Source organism: Streptomyces viridosporus T7A (assembly GCF_008704515.1).
Lineage (GTDB): Bacteria > Actinomycetota > Actinomycetes > Streptomycetales > Streptomycetaceae > Streptomyces > Streptomyces viridosporus.
Genome location: NZ_CP023700.1, coordinates 3,853,082 through 3,869,577 on the forward strand (window position 1 = coordinate 3,853,082; position 16,496 = coordinate 3,869,577).

13 protein-coding genes are annotated in these 16,496 nt (G+C 74.5%); 2 read left to right on the forward strand and 11 right to left on the reverse strand.

The genetic code is table 11. The features are described 5' to 3' along the window. Positions 1-228: 228 nt before the first annotated feature. Complete coding sequence (locus CP969_RS17720; RefSeq protein WP_016825759.1) at positions 229-1,329, reverse strand: citrate synthase 2; 1,101 nt, start codon at positions 1,327-1,329, stop codon at positions 229-231. Between the two features lie 333 nt (positions 1,330-1,662). On the opposite strand from CP969_RS17720, the gene pdxH reads away from it, so the two are divergent. Beyond that, complete coding sequence (gene pdxH, locus CP969_RS17725; RefSeq protein WP_004986681.1) at positions 1,663-2,349, forward strand: pyridoxamine 5'-phosphate oxidase; 687 nt, start codon at positions 1,663-1,665, stop codon at positions 2,347-2,349. Between the two features lie 81 nt (positions 2,350-2,430). Here pdxH and CP969_RS17730 read toward each other — a convergent pair whose 3' ends face one another. The 10 genes from CP969_RS17730 to CP969_RS17780 all read right to left on the reverse strand — a co-directional run bounded on the left by CP969_RS17730 (position 2,431) and on the right by CP969_RS17780 (position 15,712). Then, complete coding sequence (locus CP969_RS17730) at positions 2,431-3,045, reverse strand: TetR/AcrR family transcriptional regulator (protein ID WP_026085090.1); 615 nt, start codon at positions 3,043-3,045, stop codon at positions 2,431-2,433. After that, positions 3,033-3,767, reverse strand: coding sequence for an enoyl-CoA hydratase family protein (locus tag CP969_RS17735; protein ID WP_016825757.1), 735 nt, complete (start codon positions 3,765-3,767; stop codon positions 3,033-3,035). The genes CP969_RS17730 and CP969_RS17735 overlap by 13 nt, the downstream gene beginning before the upstream one ends. Further along, positions 3,764-5,350, reverse strand: coding sequence for a 4-coumarate--CoA ligase family protein (locus tag CP969_RS17740; RefSeq protein WP_004986676.1), 1,587 nt, complete (start codon positions 5,348-5,350; stop codon positions 3,764-3,766). Before CP969_RS17740 ends, CP969_RS17735 begins: the two co-directional genes overlap by 4 nt. Before the next feature lie 17 nt (positions 5,351-5,367). Continuing rightward, complete coding sequence (locus CP969_RS17745; RefSeq protein ID WP_016825756.1) at positions 5,368-6,531, reverse strand: acyl-CoA dehydrogenase family protein; 1,164 nt, start codon at positions 6,529-6,531, stop codon at positions 5,368-5,370. A gap of 87 nt (positions 6,532-6,618) precedes the next feature. Then, positions 6,619-8,469: an acetyl/propionyl/methylcrotonyl-CoA carboxylase subunit alpha gene (locus CP969_RS17750; RefSeq protein ID WP_026085089.1), complete on the reverse strand. Its 1,851-nt coding sequence runs from the start codon at positions 8,467-8,469 to the stop codon at positions 6,619-6,621. Between the two features lie 5 nt (positions 8,470-8,474). Next, complete coding sequence (locus CP969_RS17755) at positions 8,475-10,073, reverse strand: acyl-CoA carboxylase subunit beta (RefSeq protein WP_016825754.1); 1,599 nt, start codon at positions 10,071-10,073, stop codon at positions 8,475-8,477. Then, positions 10,070-11,758 (reverse strand): acyclic terpene utilization AtuA family protein, encoded by a 1,689-nt coding sequence (locus tag CP969_RS17760; RefSeq protein ID WP_016825753.1) that lies wholly within the window; start codon positions 11,756-11,758, stop codon positions 10,070-10,072. The genes CP969_RS17755 and CP969_RS17760 overlap by 4 nt, the downstream gene beginning before the upstream one ends. Beyond that, the gene (locus tag CP969_RS17765; protein WP_004986670.1) at positions 11,755-12,549 is read right to left on the reverse strand and encodes a TIGR03084 family metal-binding protein; all 795 of its coding nucleotides are present in this window, start codon (positions 12,547-12,549) and stop codon (positions 11,755-11,757) included. Before CP969_RS17765 ends, CP969_RS17760 begins: the two co-directional genes overlap by 4 nt. Positions 12,550-12,975: 426 nt before the next feature. Continuing rightward, positions 12,976-14,658, reverse strand: a complete 1,683-nt coding sequence (locus CP969_RS17775) for a serine/threonine-protein kinase (RefSeq protein ID WP_016825752.1) — start codon at positions 14,656-14,658, stop codon at positions 12,976-12,978. 58 nt (positions 14,659-14,716) lie between these two features. Then, positions 14,717-15,712, reverse strand: a complete 996-nt coding sequence (locus CP969_RS17780; protein WP_016825751.1) for an EamA family transporter — start codon at positions 15,710-15,712, stop codon at positions 14,717-14,719. Between the two features lie 325 nt (positions 15,713-16,037). Here CP969_RS17780 and CP969_RS17785 point away from each other — a divergent pair, with 325 nt between their 5' ends. Next, positions 16,038-16,490, forward strand: coding sequence for an NUDIX hydrolase (locus tag CP969_RS17785; protein ID WP_026085088.1), 453 nt, complete (start codon positions 16,038-16,040; stop codon positions 16,488-16,490). The last annotated feature ends 6 nt before the right edge of the window (positions 16,491-16,496 follow it).

The following is a 16,496-nucleotide window of genomic DNA, read 5'->3' on the forward strand; positions in this document are numbered from 1 at the left end:
GATGTATGAATACCGGACGCATGAGGTGGCTGCGGGCTAGCGGCCCGTCACCACGTTCCGTGCGGTGCCGGACCAGCGTGTGAGGAACACGCAGCCGGCCAATCCCACGCAGTCACCCGACCCGCGAGTCGCCGGTACGTCCGGCCGGCTCCTCCAGCCGGAGGAACCAGACTCGCGGGTCGTCTGCGTGTCCGGGGGCTTTCCCGGCGGTCAGCGGGGCCCGCGGGATCAGCGGGCGAGGTCCGCGTAGCCCTTGACCTCGCGCGGGTCACGGGTGCCCGGGCCGATGTAGCGGGCCGAGGGGCGGACCAGGCGGCCGGTGCGCTTCTGCTCGAGGATGTGGGCCGACCAGCCCGCCGTGCGGGCGCAGGTGAACATCGAGGTGAACATGTGGGCCGGGACCTCGGCGAAGTCCAGGACGATGGCGGCCCAGAACTCGACGTTGGTGGCGAGGACCCGGTCGGGGCGGCGGGCGTGGAGTTCGGCCAGGGCGGCCTTCTCCAGGGCCTCGGCGACCTCGTAGCGCGGGGCGCCGAGCTCGCGGGCGGTGCGGCGCAGGACGCGGGCGCGGGGGTCCTCCGCGCGGTAGACGCGGTGGCCGAAGCCCATGAGGCGCTCGCCCTTGTCGAGGGTCTGCTTGACGTACGCCTCGGCGTCCCCGGTGCGCTCGATCTCCTCGATCATGTGCAGCACCCGGGAGGGCGCCCCGCCGTGCAGCGGGCCCGACATGGCGCCGACGGCGCCCGAGAGGGCCGCCGCCACGTCCGCGCCCGTCGACGCGATGACGCGGGCGGTGAAGGTGGAGGCGTTCATGCCGTGCTCGGCGGCCGACGTCCAGTACGCGTCGACGGCGGCGACGTGCTTGGGGTCGGGCTCGCCGCGCCAGCGGATCATGAAGCGCTCGACGACGGAGTGCGCCTTGTCTATCTCGCGCTGCGGGACCATGGGCAGGCCCTGGCCGCGGGCGGACTGGGCGACGTAGGAGAGGGCCATCACCGCGGCGCGGGCGAGGTCCTCGCGGGCCTGCGCGGCATCGATGTCGAGCAGGGGTTTCAGGCCCCAGACGGGTGCCAGCATGGCGAGCGCGGACTGGACGTCGACGCGGATGTCGCCGGAGTGCACGGGGATGGGGAACGGCTCGGCGGGCGGCAGGCCGGGGTCGAAGGCCCCGTCCACGAGCAGCCCCCAGACGTTGCCGAAGGAGACGTGCCCGACCAGGTCCTCGATGTCGACGCCCCGGTACCGCAGGGCACCACCCTCCTTGTCCGGTTCGGCGATCTCCGTTTCGAACGCGACGACCCCTTCGAGCCCGGGTACGAAGTCGGACATCAGGCGGCTCCTCGTCAAGTGGGGGACAGATGGTGTTGTGTAGGGGGCGGCCACGTGCCGGCCTGCGGAAGCGGGTGCGTCCGGGGGATCCGCGGTCGGCTCACGAGGACTCGCGGTCCGGGACGTCACCCCTGTGATGCCCGGCTGGAGGTCACCCAACCGGATCAGTGCCAGCACGATATCCCCGAGTGCCCTTTTTGGGGAGGGCTCGCGGCACTGAGTGCCATTCGCATCCCGCTCGCGTCCCTCCCGTCGTCCCACTCACCTCCCTTTCGCGCCCCTGTCGTCTCCTTCTCGGCCACCGGGGACACCTCCTCCCCCGGGGGTCCGCGCATGCGGCAGGATGACGGCGTGACCGACCGAGACGCCGTCCCCTTCGATCTCGCCGCGATGCGCAAGCACTACCGGACCGAGGGGCTCTCCGAGACCGACCTGGCCGCCTCCCCCGTCGAGCAGTTCGCGCGCTGGTTCAAACAGGCCGCGACGGAGGGCGGGCTGTTCGAGCCGAACGCCATGATCGTCTCCACCGCGGACGCGGACGGCCGGCCCAGCTCCCGCACGGTGCTGCTGAAGCACTTCGACGAGCAGGGGTTCGTGTTCTACACCAACTACGACTCCCGCAAGGGGCGGGAGCTGGACGCGAACCCGCACGTCTCGCTGCTGTTCCCCTGGCATCCGATGGCCCGGCAGGTCATCGTCACCGGCACCGCGCGGCGCACCGGCCGGGACGAGACGGCCGCCTACTTCCGCACTCGCCCGCACGGCTCCCAGCTGGGCGCGTGGGCCAGCGGCCAGTCGTCGGTGATCGCCGGCCGTGCGGAGCTCGACGCCGCCTACGCCGAGCTGGCCGCCCGGTACCCGGAGGGCGAGCAGGTGCCGGTGCCGCCGCACTGGGGCGGCTTCCGGGTGGTCCCGCGGGCGGTGGAGTTCTGGCAGGGGCGCGAGAACCGGCTGCACGACCGGCTGCGGTACACGGCGCGGCCGGACGGGGGCTGGCGGGTGGAGCGGCTCGCTCCCTGAGCGGGCGGCTCACGGCCTGCCCCACGGGTATGCGGCCCGCCCCACAGGTATGCGGTGCGGGTGCGGACGGTCACCCGCGGGTCAGCCCAGTTCCGCGTCCAGCAGGGCCGCCCACTGCGCCACCACCCGTTCGCGGCGGGCCGCGTCGTCGGTGAGGAGGTTGGCCAGGCCCAGGCCGCGGGCCATGTCGAGCAGGCCCTGGACGGTCTCGCGGACGCCGGGGCGGGTCTCGTCGGCGCCGAGGAGTTCCACGGCGATGCGGTGGGACTCGCGGCCGACGCGCGACTCCAGCTCGGTCACGCGCGGGCGCAGCTGCTCCTCGTTGGAGGCGGCGACCCACAGGTGGAGGGCGGCGCGGAACAGGGGGCCGGTGTAGAGGTCGACCAGCGCCGCGACCACCGCGCGGCGGTCACCGGCCGCCGCGCCCTCGGGGAACAGCGCGCGCAGGGCGGTGGAGCGTTCCTCGGCGACGTACTCGACGGCGGCGGTGAAGAGGTCCTCGCGGGTCGGGAAGTGGTGCTGGGCGGCGCCCCGGGAGACCCCGGCGCGTTCGGCGACGACGGACACCGTGGAGCCCGCCCAGCCGTGTGCGGCGAGGCAGGCCACGGCGGCTTCCAGCAGCCGCTGCCGGGTGGCCCGGCTGCGGTCCTGCTTGGGGACTCGTTCCGCACGGTCGGTCGTGCTCACACCACCCACTCCGGATCCCGTCGTTCGAGGAAGGCCGTCATCCCCTCGTGCGCGGCGGCGGAGGAGAAGAGCCGGGCCGAGAGCGCGGTCAGGTCGGCCGCGTCCTGGTCGAAGGTCTCCAGCACCCTAGCCGTGAGCAGCCGTTTCGTCTCGGCCAGGGCCTCGGGGGCGGCTCTGCGCAGGCCGTCGAGGACGGGGGCGAGGGTCTCGTCCACGTCGTCGCCGGCGGCGGTGAGCAGGCCGACGCGGACGGCTTCGGCGGCGTCGAGGCGTTCCCCGGTGAGGTAGTAGCGGGCGAGTGCGCGCGGGTCGGTGCGGGGCACCACGGGCAGGGAGATGACGGCGGGGGCGACGCCGATGCGGACCTCGGTGAAGGCGAAGGTGGCGGCGTGGGAGGCGACGGCGATGTCGCAGGCGGTCAGCAGGCCGAGGCCGCCCGCGCGGACGTGTCCGGTGACCCGGGCGACGACCGGTTTGGGCAGCTCGACGATCTGCCGCAGCAGGCCGACCAGGGCCTCGGGCGCGGGCGGGTCGCGCAGGTCGGCGCCGGCGCTGAAGGTGGTGCCGGTGTGGGTGAGGACGACCGCGCGGACGGCGGCGTCCCCGCCCGCGTCGGCCAGCGCGCCGGCCAGTTCGGCGACGAGGGCGGCGGAGAGGGCGTTGCGGCGGTGCGGGGCGTCGAGGCCGAGCGTCTCGACGCCCCGTTCGCGGGTGCGGCCGATCAGGGTCACGAGGGCTCCTCGTCCGCCGCCCGGTCCCTGAGCTCGCGGCGCAGGATCTTGCCCGAGGCGGCGCGGGGGACGCCGTCGACGAAGGTGACGCGCCGGACGCGCTTGTAGGGGGCGACGCGTTCGGCGACGTACCTCATGACCTCGCCCTCGGTCAGCTCCGGGGCGGACGGCCGGCGGACGACGTGGGCGTGCGGGACCTCGTTGCCGTCGTCGTCGTGGGCGCCGACGACGGCGGCGTCGAGGATGTCGGGGTGGGTGAGCAGCAGTGCCTCGAGTTCGGCGGGGGCGACCTGGAAGCCCTTGTACTTGATCAGCTCCTTGACCCGGTCGACGACGAACAACCAGCCGTCCGTGTCGACGTGTCCGACGTCCCCGGTGTGCAGCCAGCCGTCCGCGTCGATCATCGCGGCGGTGGCGTCGGGGCGCCCGAGGTAGCCCTTCATCACCTGCGGGCCGCGGATGAGGATCTCGCCGGAGGCGCCGGGGCCGAGGTCCTCCCCGGGGTCGTCGAGGGAGACGATGCGCATCTCGGTGCCGGCGAGCAGCTTGCCGACGGTGCCGGGCGGCGCGTCGTGCAGGGCGGCCGGCGGGACGACGTGCGTGCCGGGCGACAGTTCCGTCATGCCGTAGGCCTGGCCGACGGGCGGCAGTCCGAGCCGCTGCGAGCAGGCGGCGGCGAGGCGCGCGTCCAGCGGGGCGGCGGCGCTGATGACGTGCCGCAGCGAGGACAGGTCGTACCGGTCGACCAGCGGGTGCTTGGCGAGGGCCAGGACGATCGGCGGGGCCACGTACAGGCTCGTGATGCGGTGGTTCTGGATGGCGGCGAGGAACGTCTCGAGGTCGAAGCGGGGCAGCACGACGACGGTGGCGCCCTGCCGCAGGGGGGCGTTCATCAGCGCCGTCAACCCGTAGATGTGAAAGAACGGCAGGACGGCGAGGATGCGGTCGCCGGGGCCCGTCGTGATCAGCGGCTGGAGCTGGGCCAGGTTGGTGGCGATCTGGCGGTGGGTGAGCATCACGCCCTTGGGGACGCCGGTGGTGCCGGAGGAGTAGGGCAGGGCGGCGACGTCCTCGACGGGGTCGATGTCGACCACGGGCTCGGGCGCGGTGGAGGCGAGCAGGTCGATCAGGGACCGGTGGCCGGGCGCGCTGTCGCAGACGAGGATCTCCTCGACGCCGCCGGCGCGTTCCGCGGCGGCGCGCGCGGTGTCCAGCAGCGGCGAGACGGTGACGATCCAGCGGGCCGCGGCGTCCTTCAGCTGCTTGGCGAACTCCTCGGCGGTGGCGAGCGGGTGGACGGTGGTGACCGAGGCCCCCGCGCGGGTGGCCGCGTAGAAGGCGGTGGGGAAGGCGATGGTGTTGGGGCTGTGCAGGGCGAGCACGTCGCCCTTGCGCACGCCGGCCTCGGCGAGCCCGGCGGCGACGCGCCGGTGGAAGCGGTCCACCTGCTCGTAGGTGAGGGTGGTGCCGTCGGTGCCGTCGATGAGCGCGGGGGTGCTCCCGAACTCGGCGGCCCGGCCCAGGACGGCCTCGTGGATGGGGAGTTCGACGGGCGGGACGTCTGCGTACTCGCTGCGGAACACGGTTCCTCCAAAGCGGCTCAGTACGACTTGGGGAGCCCCAGGGTCTGGTGGGAGACGTAGTTGAGGATCATCTCCCGGCTCACCGGGGCGATACGGGACACGCGGGCTGCGGTGATCAGCGAGGCGAGCCCGAACTCACGGGTGAGGCCGTTCCCGCCGAGGGTGTGCACGGCCTGGTCGACGGCCTTCACGCAGGCCTCGGCCGCCGCGTACTTGGCCATGTTGGCGGCCTCGCCGGCGCCGATGTCGTCGCCGGCGTCGTAGAGGTGGGCGGCCTTCTGCATCATCAGGCGGGAGAGTTCCAGCTCGATGTGCGCCTGGGCGAGGGGGTGGGCGATGCCCTGGTGGGCGCCGATGGGGGTCTTCCAGACGGTGCGCTCGCGGGCGTAGGCGACGGCCTTGGCGAGGGCGTACCGGCCCATGCCGATCGCGAAGGCGGCCGACATGATGCGTTCGGGGTTGAGGCCGGCGAAGAGCTGGAGCAGCCCGGCGTCCTCGTCGCCGACCAGCGCGTCGGCGGGCAGCCGCACGTCGTCGAGCACCAGCTCGAACTGTTTCTCGGAGGCGTTGAGTTCCATGTCGATGGCCCGCCGCTGGAAGCCCTCGGCGTCGCGCGGGACGATGAACAGGCAGGGCTTGAGGTTCCCGGTGCGGGCGTCCTCGGTGCGGCCGACGACGAGGGTCGCGGCGGCGTTGTCCACGCCGGAGACGAACACCTTGCGGCCGGTGAGCAGCCAGTCGCCGCTGTCGGGGTCGCGCCGCGCGGTGGTGGTGATGCGGTGGGAGTTGGAGCCGGCGTCGGGTTCGGTGATGCCGAAGGCCATGGTGCGGGTGCCGTCGGCGAGGGCGGGCAGCCACTCCCGCTTCTGCTGCTCGGTGCCGAAGCGGGCGATGACGGTGCCGCAGATCGCCGGGGAGACCACCAGCATGAGGAGGGGGCAGCCGGCCGCGCCCAGTTCCTCCAGGACGATGGAGAGTTCGGTGATGCCGCCGCCTCCGCCCCCGTACTCCTCCGGCAGGTTGACGCCCAGGTAGCCGAGCTCGGCGGCCTCCGCCCAGAGTTCCTTGGGGTGGTGGCCGGATCCGACGGTGCTGGTGAGGTAGTCGCGGCCGTAGTTCCTGCCGAGGGCGGCGACCGCCGCGCGGAAGGCCTTGTGCTCCTCGGATTCGATGACGGGCATGAGCGCTCCTAGGGGAGAGGGGCTTCAGGTCGTCGGGAGGGTGCGGGTCGTGTGCGGCCGGCCGCGCATCGGGCACGGTCCGACCCCCTAGGGGGTGGGGTGTGCCTCCACGACAGCCAGGAGGGCGCCGACCTCCACCTGCTGTCCCGGTGCCACGTGCAGGGCGTCCAGGGTGCCCGTGACCGGAGCCGTGATCCTGTGCTGCATCTTCATCGCCTCCAGCCACAGCAGGGGCTCGCCCGCCCGGACGGCGGCTCCCTCGGCCAGTCCGTCGGCGACGCGGACGACCGTGCCCGGCATGGGGGCCAGCAGGGAGCCCGGGGCGTGCTGGGCGGCGGGTTCGGGGAAGCGGGGCAGGGCGGTGAGGGCGGTGGTGCCCGCGTACACCCGGTCCCCGTAGCGGCCGATCTCGTAGCGGCGCCGGACGCCGTCGACCTCGAGGACGACGAGGCCGGCGTCGGCGTGCACCACCCGGACCCCGTCCGCCGCGAGCCCGTCCCGGGTGTGCCGGTAGCGGACCTCGTGTTCCTCGCCCGCCAGGGCGTACCGCTTGACCTGCGGCCCGGAGGGCAGGTTGCGCCAGCCGCCGAAGCGGGAGCGGCCGTGGGCGTCGGCGAGGGCGGCGGCCAGCGGGGCGTACGGGTCCGGGGCCGGCTCGGTCAGCGCGGTCAGGTGGCGGTCGTAGAAGGCGGTGTCCATCCGGCCTTCCGTGAACTCCCGGTGCCGCAGGGAGCGGACGAGGAGGTCCCGGTTGGTGACGGGGCCGTGGACCACCGCCCGCTCCAGCGCGGAGGCGAGGGTGCGGACCGCCTCCGCACGGGTGGGGGCGTGCGCGACGACCTTGGCGAGCAGGGGGTCGTAGTGCACGCCGATGTCGTCGCCGTCGGTGTACCCGGTGTCCAGGCGGACGGCGCCGGGGACGCAGAGGCGGTGCAGGCGGCCGGTCTGCGGGGCCCAGTCGCGGGCGGGGTCCTCGGCGTACAGGCGGGCCTCGACGGCGTGGCCGTGCGCGGGGGGCGGGTCGGCCGCGAGGGCGTGCCCCTCGGCGACGCGGATCTGCTCGGCGACGAGGTCGATCCCGAACACGGCCTCGGTGACCGGGTGTTCCACCTGGAGGCGGGTGTTCATCTCCAGGAAGTGCGCCCGGTCGCCGGCGACCAGGAACTCGACGGTGCCGGCGCCGACGTATCCGACGGCGCGGGCCGCGCGCACGGCGAGCGCGTGGAGTTCGTCGGTGAGGGCCGGTGCCAGCCCGGGGGCCGGGGCCTCCTCGATCACCTTCTGGTGGCGGCGCTGGAGGGAGCAGTCCCGGGTGCCGAGCGTCCACACCGTGCCGTGGGTGTCGGCGAGGACCTGCACCTCGACGTGGCGTCCGTCCTGCACGTAGGGCTCGACGAACACCTCGCCGTCGCCGAAGGCGCTCGCCGCCTCCGCGCGGGCGGCGGCCCGTGCGGCGTCGAGGTCGGCCAGGCGCCGTACGACGCGCATCCCGCGCCCGCCGCCGCCCGCCGCCGCCTTCACCAGCACCGGCAGGTCCGCCTCGGTGACCTCGCGCAGGGGCTCGATGCCCATCAGCTCCTTGGCGCGGGTCTTGGACGCCATCGCCTCGATCGCCTCCGGGGGCGGCCCGATCCACACCAGGCCCGCGTCCCGCACGGCCCGCGCGAAGCCGGCGTTCTCGGAGAGGAAGCCGTAGCCGGGGTGCACGGCGTCCGCGCCGGCCGCGAGGGCCGCCTTCACGATCAGGTCGCCGCGCAGGTAGGTGTCGGCGGGCGCCGTCCCCGGCAGCCGCACCGCCGTGTCGGCCACGCGTACGTGGAGGGCGTTCCCGTCCGCGTCCGAGTGCACCGCAACCGTGCGGATGCCCAGGTCACGGCAGGTACGCACGACACGGCAGGCGATCTCGCCGCGGTTCGCCACAAGAACGGAAGCAATCATGGGCCTCACATCCGGAAGACGCCGAAGCCACCGCGCACGCCCTCGTAGGGCGCGGTGTGGATGGCCGACAGGCACAGGCCGAGGACGGTGCGGGTGTCGCGCGGGTCGATGACGCCGTCGTCGTACAGCCGCCCGGACAGGAACATCGGCAGCGACTCGGACTCGATCTGCTGCTCCACCAGGGCGCGCAGCGCCGCGTCCGCCTCGTCGTCGTACGGCCGTCCCTTCGCCGCCGCCGACTGCCGGGCGACGATGGACAGCACGCCTGCGAGCTGCTGCGGGCCCATGACGGCGGACTTGGCGCTGGGCCAGGCGAATAGGAACCGCGGGTCGTAGGCCCGCCCGCACATGCCGTAGTGGCCGGCGCCGTAGGAGGCGCCCATGAGCACCGAGAGGTGGGGGACCCTCGAGTTGCTGACCGCGTTGATCATCATCGCGCCGTGCTTGACGATGCCGCCCTGCTCGTACTCCCGGCCGACCATGTAGCCGGTGGTGTTGTGCAGGAACAGCAGCGGGATGTCGCGCTGGTTGGCGAGCTGGATGAACTGGGCGGCCTTCTGCGACTCCTCGCTGAAGAGGACGCCCCGGGCGTTGGCGAGGATGCCGACGGGATAGCCGTGCAGGGTGGCCCAGCCGGTGGTCAGGCTGGTCCCGTACAGCGGCTTGAACGCGTCGAAGTCGGAGGCGTCGACGATGCGCGCGATCACCTCGCGCGGGTCGAAGGGGATCTTCAGGTCGCCGGGGACGACGCCGAGGAGTTCGTCCTCGGCGTACTTGGGCGGCGCGGCCGGTCCCGGGTCGGGGTACGCCTTGCGGTGGTTGAGGCGGGCGACGATCCGCCGGGCCTGGCGGAGCGCGTCCGGTTCGTCGACGGCGAAGTGGTCGGCGAGGCCCGAGACCCGCGCGTGCATCCCGGCGCCGCCCAGGGACTCGTCGTCGCTCTCCTCCCCGGTGGCCATCTTCACCAGTGGCGGGCCGCCGAGGAACACCTTCGCCCGCTCCTTGACCATGATCACGTGGTCGGACATGCCGGGGACGTACGCGCCCCCGGCCGTGGAGTTGCCGAAGACGACGGCGACGGTCGGGATGCCGGCCGCCGACAGCCGGGTCAGGTCCCGGAAAATGGCACCGCCCGGGATGAAGATCTCCTTCTGGGAGGGCAGGTCGGCGCCGCCGGACTCCACCAGGCTGATCACGGGCAGCCGGTTGGCGAGCGCGATGTCGTTGGCGCGCAGGGCCTTCTTCAGGCTCCAGGGGTTGCTGGCGCCGCCGCGCACGGTCGGGTCGTTGGCGGTGATCAGGCACTCCACGCCCTCGACGACGCCGATGCCGGTGACCAGGGAGGCGCCGACCGCGTACTCGCTGCCCCACGCGGCCAGCGGGGACAGTTCCAGGAAGGGCGTGTCGGGGTCGAGGAGCAGCTCGACGCGTTCGCGGGCGAGCAGCTTGCCGCGCCCCCGGTGCCGCTCGACGTACTTCTCGCCGCCGCCCGCGAGGGCCTTGGCGTGCTCGGCGTCGAGGTCGGCGAGCTTGGCGAGCATGGCCTCGCGGGCGGCCCGGTACTCGGGGCCGGCCGTGTCCAGGGCGGAGTCGAGGACGGTCACAGGAGGACCTCCGGGATGTCCAGGTGGCGGGAGCGCAGCCATTCGCCGAGCGCCTTGGCCTGCGGGTCGAAACGGGCCTGTGCGGCGACGCCCTCGCCGAGGATGCCCTCGACGACGAAGTTCACGGCGCGCAGGTTCGGCAGGAGGTGCCGGGTGACGGGCAGGTCGCGGGTCTCGGGGAGCAGCTCCCGCAGCCGTTCGGCGGTCAGCTCGTGCGCGAGCCACCGCCAGGCGTCGTCGCCGCGGACCCAGACCCCGATGTTGGCGTTCCCGCCCTTGTCCCCGCTGCGGGCGCCGGCGAGCAGCCCGAGCGGGGCCCTGCGCACGGGTCCCGCGGGCAGGGGCTCGGGGAGCGCGGGTCCGGGCACGTCCTCGAGGGCGCGGGTGCGGTGGGGCGGCCGCACGGCGACCCGGCGCCCGTCGGGGAGGACGGCCACGTGGTCGACGGCGTCCTGGGGGACGTACGCGTCCTCGAAGACCCCGTACGGGGAGCCCTTCCCCGGGGGCGCCAGGACGTGGAAGCCGGGGTAGCTCGCCAGCGCCAGTTCGACGGCGGCCCCGCTCAGCGCCCGCCCGACCGCCTCCTGGCCGGGGTCGCGCACGACGAGGCGCAGCAGCGCGCTCGCGGTCTCCTCGGTGCCGGCGTCGGGCCGGTCGGTGCGCGCCAGCTCCCAGCGCACCTCGGCGGGCGGCGCCTTGGCGAGCGCGTCGCCCATCTGCTCCTTCACCAGCTCCGCCTTGGCCTCGACGTCGAGTCCGGTGAGGACGAACACCACCTCGTTGCGGAAGCCGCCGAGCCGGTTGATCCCGGTCTTGAGCACGGGCGGCGGCGCCTCCCCCCGCACCCCCTCGACGCGCACCCGGTCGGGCCCGTCCTGGCCGAGCCGCACGCTGTCCAGCCGGGCGGTGACGTCGGGGCCGGCGTACCGGGCGCCGCCCGTCTCGTACAGCAGCTGGGCGGTGACCGTGCCGACGTCGACGAAGCCGCCGGTGCCGGGGTGCTTGGTGATGACGCTGCTGCCGTCGGCGTGGATCTCGGCGAGCGGGAAGCCGGGCCGCCGGACGTCCGCGGGGCGTTCGCCGAAGAAGGCGTAGTTCCCCCCGGTGGCCTGCGTCCCGCACTCCAGCACGTGCCCGGCGACGACGGCCCCCGCGAGCCGGTCGTACTCCGTCGGCGCCCAGTCGAAGTGCGCGGCGGCGGGTCCGGTGACCAGGGCGGCGTCGGTGACCCGCCCGGTGACCACGACGTCGGCGCCCCCGCGCAGGCAGGCCGCGATGCCGAAGCCGCCGAGGTAGGCGTGCGCGGCGAGGCTGCCGGGGTGCCGCGCGGTGAGGTCGTCGCCCTCGACGTGGGCGACCCGCACCGGGAGTCCGAGCCGGTCGGCGAGCCGGCGCACGGCGTCGGCGAGCCCGGCCGGGTGGAGCCCGCCGGCGTTGGTGACGATCCGCACGCCCCGCTCGTGGGCGAGGCCGAGGGTCTCCTCCAGTTGCCGCAGGAAGGTGCGGGCGTATCCGGCGGCGGGGTCCTTCAGCCGGTCGCGGGCCAGGATGAGCATGGTCAGTTCGGCGAGGTAGTCGCCGGTGAGGACGTCGACCTCGCCGCCGGTGAGCATCTCGCGCAGGGCGTCGGCGCGGTCGCCGTAGAAGCCGGAGAAGTTGCCGACGCGCAGGGGCGCGGCCGTCACGCGGCGCCCCCCTTCGGCGTCCGCCCGGCGCCGGGCGGTCCGGCGAAGGCCTGGGCGATGTCCAGCCAGCGGTCGGCGTCGGGGCCGTCGGCGGTGAGGGCGAGGTCGGCGCGGTGGGCGCGCTGGGTGACCAGGAGGCAGAAGTCGAGTGCGGGGCCGGTGACGCGCTGGGGGGCGTCCTCGGGGCCGTGGGTCCACAGCTCACCGCTCGGGGCGACGAGCTCGACGCGGAAGGGGTCGGCGGGCGGGGTGAGCCCGTGCGCCCCGTAGGCGAAGTCGCGGGTGCGCACCCCGAGCCGCACCACGTGCCGGAGCCGGTCGGTGGGCGGCCGCACCGCACCGAGCGCGTCGGCCACGTCCAGGCCGTGGGCCCAGGTCTCCATGAGCCGGGCCGTCGCCATGGAGGCGGCCGACATGGGGGGCCCGTACCAGGGGAAGCGCGCCCCGGGCGGTGCCGACCGCAGCGCCCTCTCCAGTGCCGCGCGCCCCTCGCGCCACCGCGCGAGCAGCGCGTCGGGCGCGGACCGGGCGTACTCCTCGGCTCCGTCGTCGACGAAGCTCTGCGGGGCGGCGAGGGCGCCCTCGACCAGCTCGCGGAAGCCGTCCGCGTCCGTGACGGCGAGCAGCGCCGAGTGGTCGGTCCAGGCGAGGTGGGCGATCTGGTGGGCCACGGTCCAGCCCGGGGCGGGCGTCCTGCGCGCCCACTGCTCCGGGCCCAGCCCGGCCACCAGCCGGTCGAGCTCCTCGCTCTCCTCACGCAGATCGTCGATCACGGGCGTCGGATCGGACACGGGGCGCTCCCCTCGGGGGACGGCGGTGTGCGGCGCGGTCGCGTGGAGCATGGCAGCCCGTCACGAAACAAGCAAGCATGCTTGCATGTATTTTTCCGCCGCCCAGCCCGGTCGACGGCGGCACAGGGCGCGGCGGGAAGGGGTGGGGCGGGAAGCGGCGAGGCGGGAAGGGGCGGGGCGGGGCGGGAAGCGGCGGGGCGGGGCGGGAAGCGGCGGGGCGGGGTGCTCCGCGGTACACCGATCCGCCGCCCCTGGATCAGGAATGGTCCGCACGTCCCGCTCGCATGCGCTCCGCACGATGCGCTGCATCCGAGCGGCCCCTGCGTCCGGGGGCCTCTACGTCCGGGGTCCCCTACGTCCGGGGCCCCTGCGTCCGGGGGCCGCTCGGGCGAGGTGGGCGATCCGGTTCCGGACGTGCCCGAGGGCTCAGCCGGACTCCGCCCGCCAGACCGTCATGTCCGCGGTCAGGAAGCCGATGTCCGGCAGGGCGGTCGACTTCACCTGGACGACGAGCAGCGCGATGTCCCCCTGGCGGTTCTTGACGCAGATCTCGCTCCCGGCCGCCACCGCGGCCAGCGGGAGGCGGTGGCCGTCGTCCTCGGAGGTCAGCAGACGGCACGTCTCGTACGTGGCGCCCGGATCCCCGGGCACCAGGGTGAACACGCTGGTGTCGCTCTCCAGCGCGCAACTGCCCTGCGAGCAGTCGAAGCGGATGTCCCCTTCGCGGTCCTCGCGCTGGTTCCCGCTCCTGGTGCTGGCCGAGTTCTCGCCGTTGAGCATCAGGGGTGGGTAGGCGTGGGCCCGCGGCGTCGCGGACGCGCCCGCGGCGCCGTCGGCCCCGGTGCCCGGCGCGGCGGACCCCGGGCCCTCCGACGCCCCGGCCTCCCCCTTCGACGCCGCCTCCCCGGACGCCGCCGACCGCTCCGCCGGGCCGGGCGTCCCGGACGCGGTCGCGGCCGTGTCCCGGTCGCGGTCGCCGTTCCGGTCCGTCGCGTCCATGAGCGTCCACGCCGCCGCGAGCAGCAGCCCGCCCGCGGCCAGGGCGGCGACCGCGCCCAGGGCGAAGCGTCTCCTGCGGGTCCGCCGCTCCTCGGGCCCCCGCGGCACGCTCGGCCCCTGCGGGCCGGCCGGCCCCGGGGCGGCGGGCCCTCGCGGGGCGAGCAACGGCCGCGTGCGCACCGCGGTGGGATCCGGGGACGGCTCCGGGACCGGCGGCGGAACCGCCACTTCCGGCCCCGCGACCTCCCGCCAGACGGCCGGGCCCGCGCCCGCGTCGGCGTCCCGGCCCAACTCCCGCCGGCACCACTCGACGACCTCCGCCGGGGTGACCCGCTCCTCCGGTTCGGCGGCGAGGCACCGGGCGATCAGCGGACGGAGCTGCTCGGGCAGGCGGGACAGGTCGGGTCGGGAGTGCACGATCCGGTACAGCACGCCGGCCGAGGAGCCCTCCCCGTACAGCGGCTCGCCCAGCACCGCGAACGCCGCGGTCTGGCCGAGCGCGAAGACGTCGGTCGCCGCCGTGACCTCGTCCCCGGTCGCCTGCTCGGGGGCCATGAACTGCGGCGTGCCGATGACGGCGCCCGTGGCGGTGTGCGCGGTGGCGTCGGCGGCCAGCGCGATGCCGAAGTCGATCACCCGCGGCCCGTCGGCGGCCAGCAGCACGTTCGACGGCTTCAGGTCCCGGTGCACGATCCCCGCGCCGTGGATGACCTGCAGCGCCTCGGCGACCCCCGCCGTCAGCCACAGCACCGCCGGCACCGGCAGCGGTCCGCGCCGGGCGACGGCCTCCGTCAGGGAGGGGCCGGGCACGTACACCGTGGCCAGCCAGGGCGGTGTGCCGTCCGGGTCGGCGTCGATCAGTTCGGCGGTGTACGCGCCCTTCACCGTCCGGGCCGCCCTGATCTCCCGGCCGAAACGTCGCCGGAAGGCCGGGTCGTCGGCCAGTTCCGACCGTACGACCTTGAGGGCCACCGGCCGGCCTCCCGGGGTGTGCGACAGGTAGACCCGGCCCATGCCGCCCGCGCCGAGCCGGGCGGCGAGGCGGTAACCGGCCACCGTGCGCGGGTCGTCGTCCTGCAAGGGCTGGAAGACCTCGGCCGGGTGAGTCATCGGTTCCCTCCCCTTGATCCCGATGAGTTGACCAGGTCCGCAGCCTATGCGGTGCGGATCACCTCTTGCCCGGTCGGGGACGCCGCGGGCCCGGGGGCAGGCCCGGGAGCGCCTTGGTCCGGCGTCGTCCCGCCTGCGTCCGCACCGCGCCCATGCTGGCCGCGATGACCAGCGCGATGGCGGCGGACTGGAGCGCGGACAGGGCCTGGTCGAGGATGACGAAACCGGCCGCCGCGGCGATGGCGGGCTCCAGGCTCATGAGGATGGCGAAGGTGGGCGCGGGCAGGCGGCGCAGGGCGAGGAGTTCGAGGGTGTAGGGCAGGACGGAGGAGAGGAGGGCCACTCCGGCGCCGAGCGCGAGCGTCACCGGGTCCAGCAGCTTCGTCCCCGACTCGGCGATGCCCAGCGGAAGGAACAGCACCGCGCCGACCGCCATGGCGAGGGCGAGCCCGTCGGCCTGCGGGAAACGGCGGCCGGTACGGGAGCTGAAGACGATGTAGGCCGCCCACATGGCGCCGGCGCCCAGCGCGAACACGACACCCAGGGGATCGAGGCTGTCGAAGCCCCCGCCGCCGAGGAGGAACACGCCGGCGAGGGCCAGCGCGGCCCAGACGAGGTTGACGGCGCGTCGGGAGGCCAGGACGGACAGGGCCAGCGGACCGAGCACCTCCAGCGTGACCGCCGGACCCAGCGGGATGCGCGCGACCGACTGGTAGAAGAGCCCGTTCATCGCGGCCATGGCGACACCGAAGACGATCACCGTGCCCCAGTCGGCGCGCGAGTGCCCGCGCAGCCGGGGCCGGCACACCACCAGCAGCACGATCGCGGCCACCAGCAGGCGCAGCGTCACCACCCCGAGCGCACCGGCCCGGGGGATCAGCATCACCGCGAGGGCCCCGCCGAACTGCACGGAGATCCCTCCGGCGAGGACCAGCCCCACCGGCCCCAGGGGACCTCGCCCGCGCGGGGCGCCGTCCGGCGCGGGCGCGGGGCCGGGGCCCGTCGCGGAGGCGGCGGCCGGGGTGGACGGGGTGGCGGCGCTGGGGGTGGTCACGGGGCCTTCCAGGGAATCGATGCCGGGGGGTGGCAGCTCGCCGCGGGGTGCGGGGAACTCTCTTCCGTTCTGTACATCACCATGCACTGTTCGGTCCAGGTCAATGAACCAAGTCAGGAGTGTGCAGCTTTTACATACCTGACAATGAGCTTCTCGCCCCGTCCAGTCAAAATCGTCCATCACGTGGACCGGCCCACGGGTCCGTCCACGGGTCCGTCCACGGGGACCGCGGCCGGTGAACCGCGCCGCCCGGGGAAGACGACGGGACGGGTACCGTTCCCACCGGGGAAGTCCCCGTCCGTTCCCGCTCCACCCCCGAGGTCCCGTGCGACGACTCCTTGCCCGTCTCTGGCGACTCCTGCGCCCTGTTCAGAGCCGTCTCATGTGGCTCCTGAACGCCAAGTTCGTGGTCGGTGTGACCGGCGTCGTGCGCGACGACGAAGGCCGGGTCCTGCTGCTCCGGCACCGGATGTGGCCGCCGGGCCGGCAGTGGGGCCTGCCGAGCGGCTTCGCGCACAAGGGCGAGGACTTCCGGCAGACCGTGGTGCGCGAGGTCAAGGAGGAGACCGGCCTCGACGTGGAGGCGGGCCGCCTCGTCATGCTGAACAGCGGCTTCCGCACCCGTCTGGAAATAGCCTACGAGGCCCGCCTGCTCGGCGGCGAGCTGCGCCTGGACCCCTTCGAGATCCTGGAGGCCCGCTGGTGCCGCCCGGACGACCTCCCCGAGGACGTCCAGCCGGTGTGCCACCCGCTGGTGCGGGGCGAGACCGTGCCGTGACGGCGA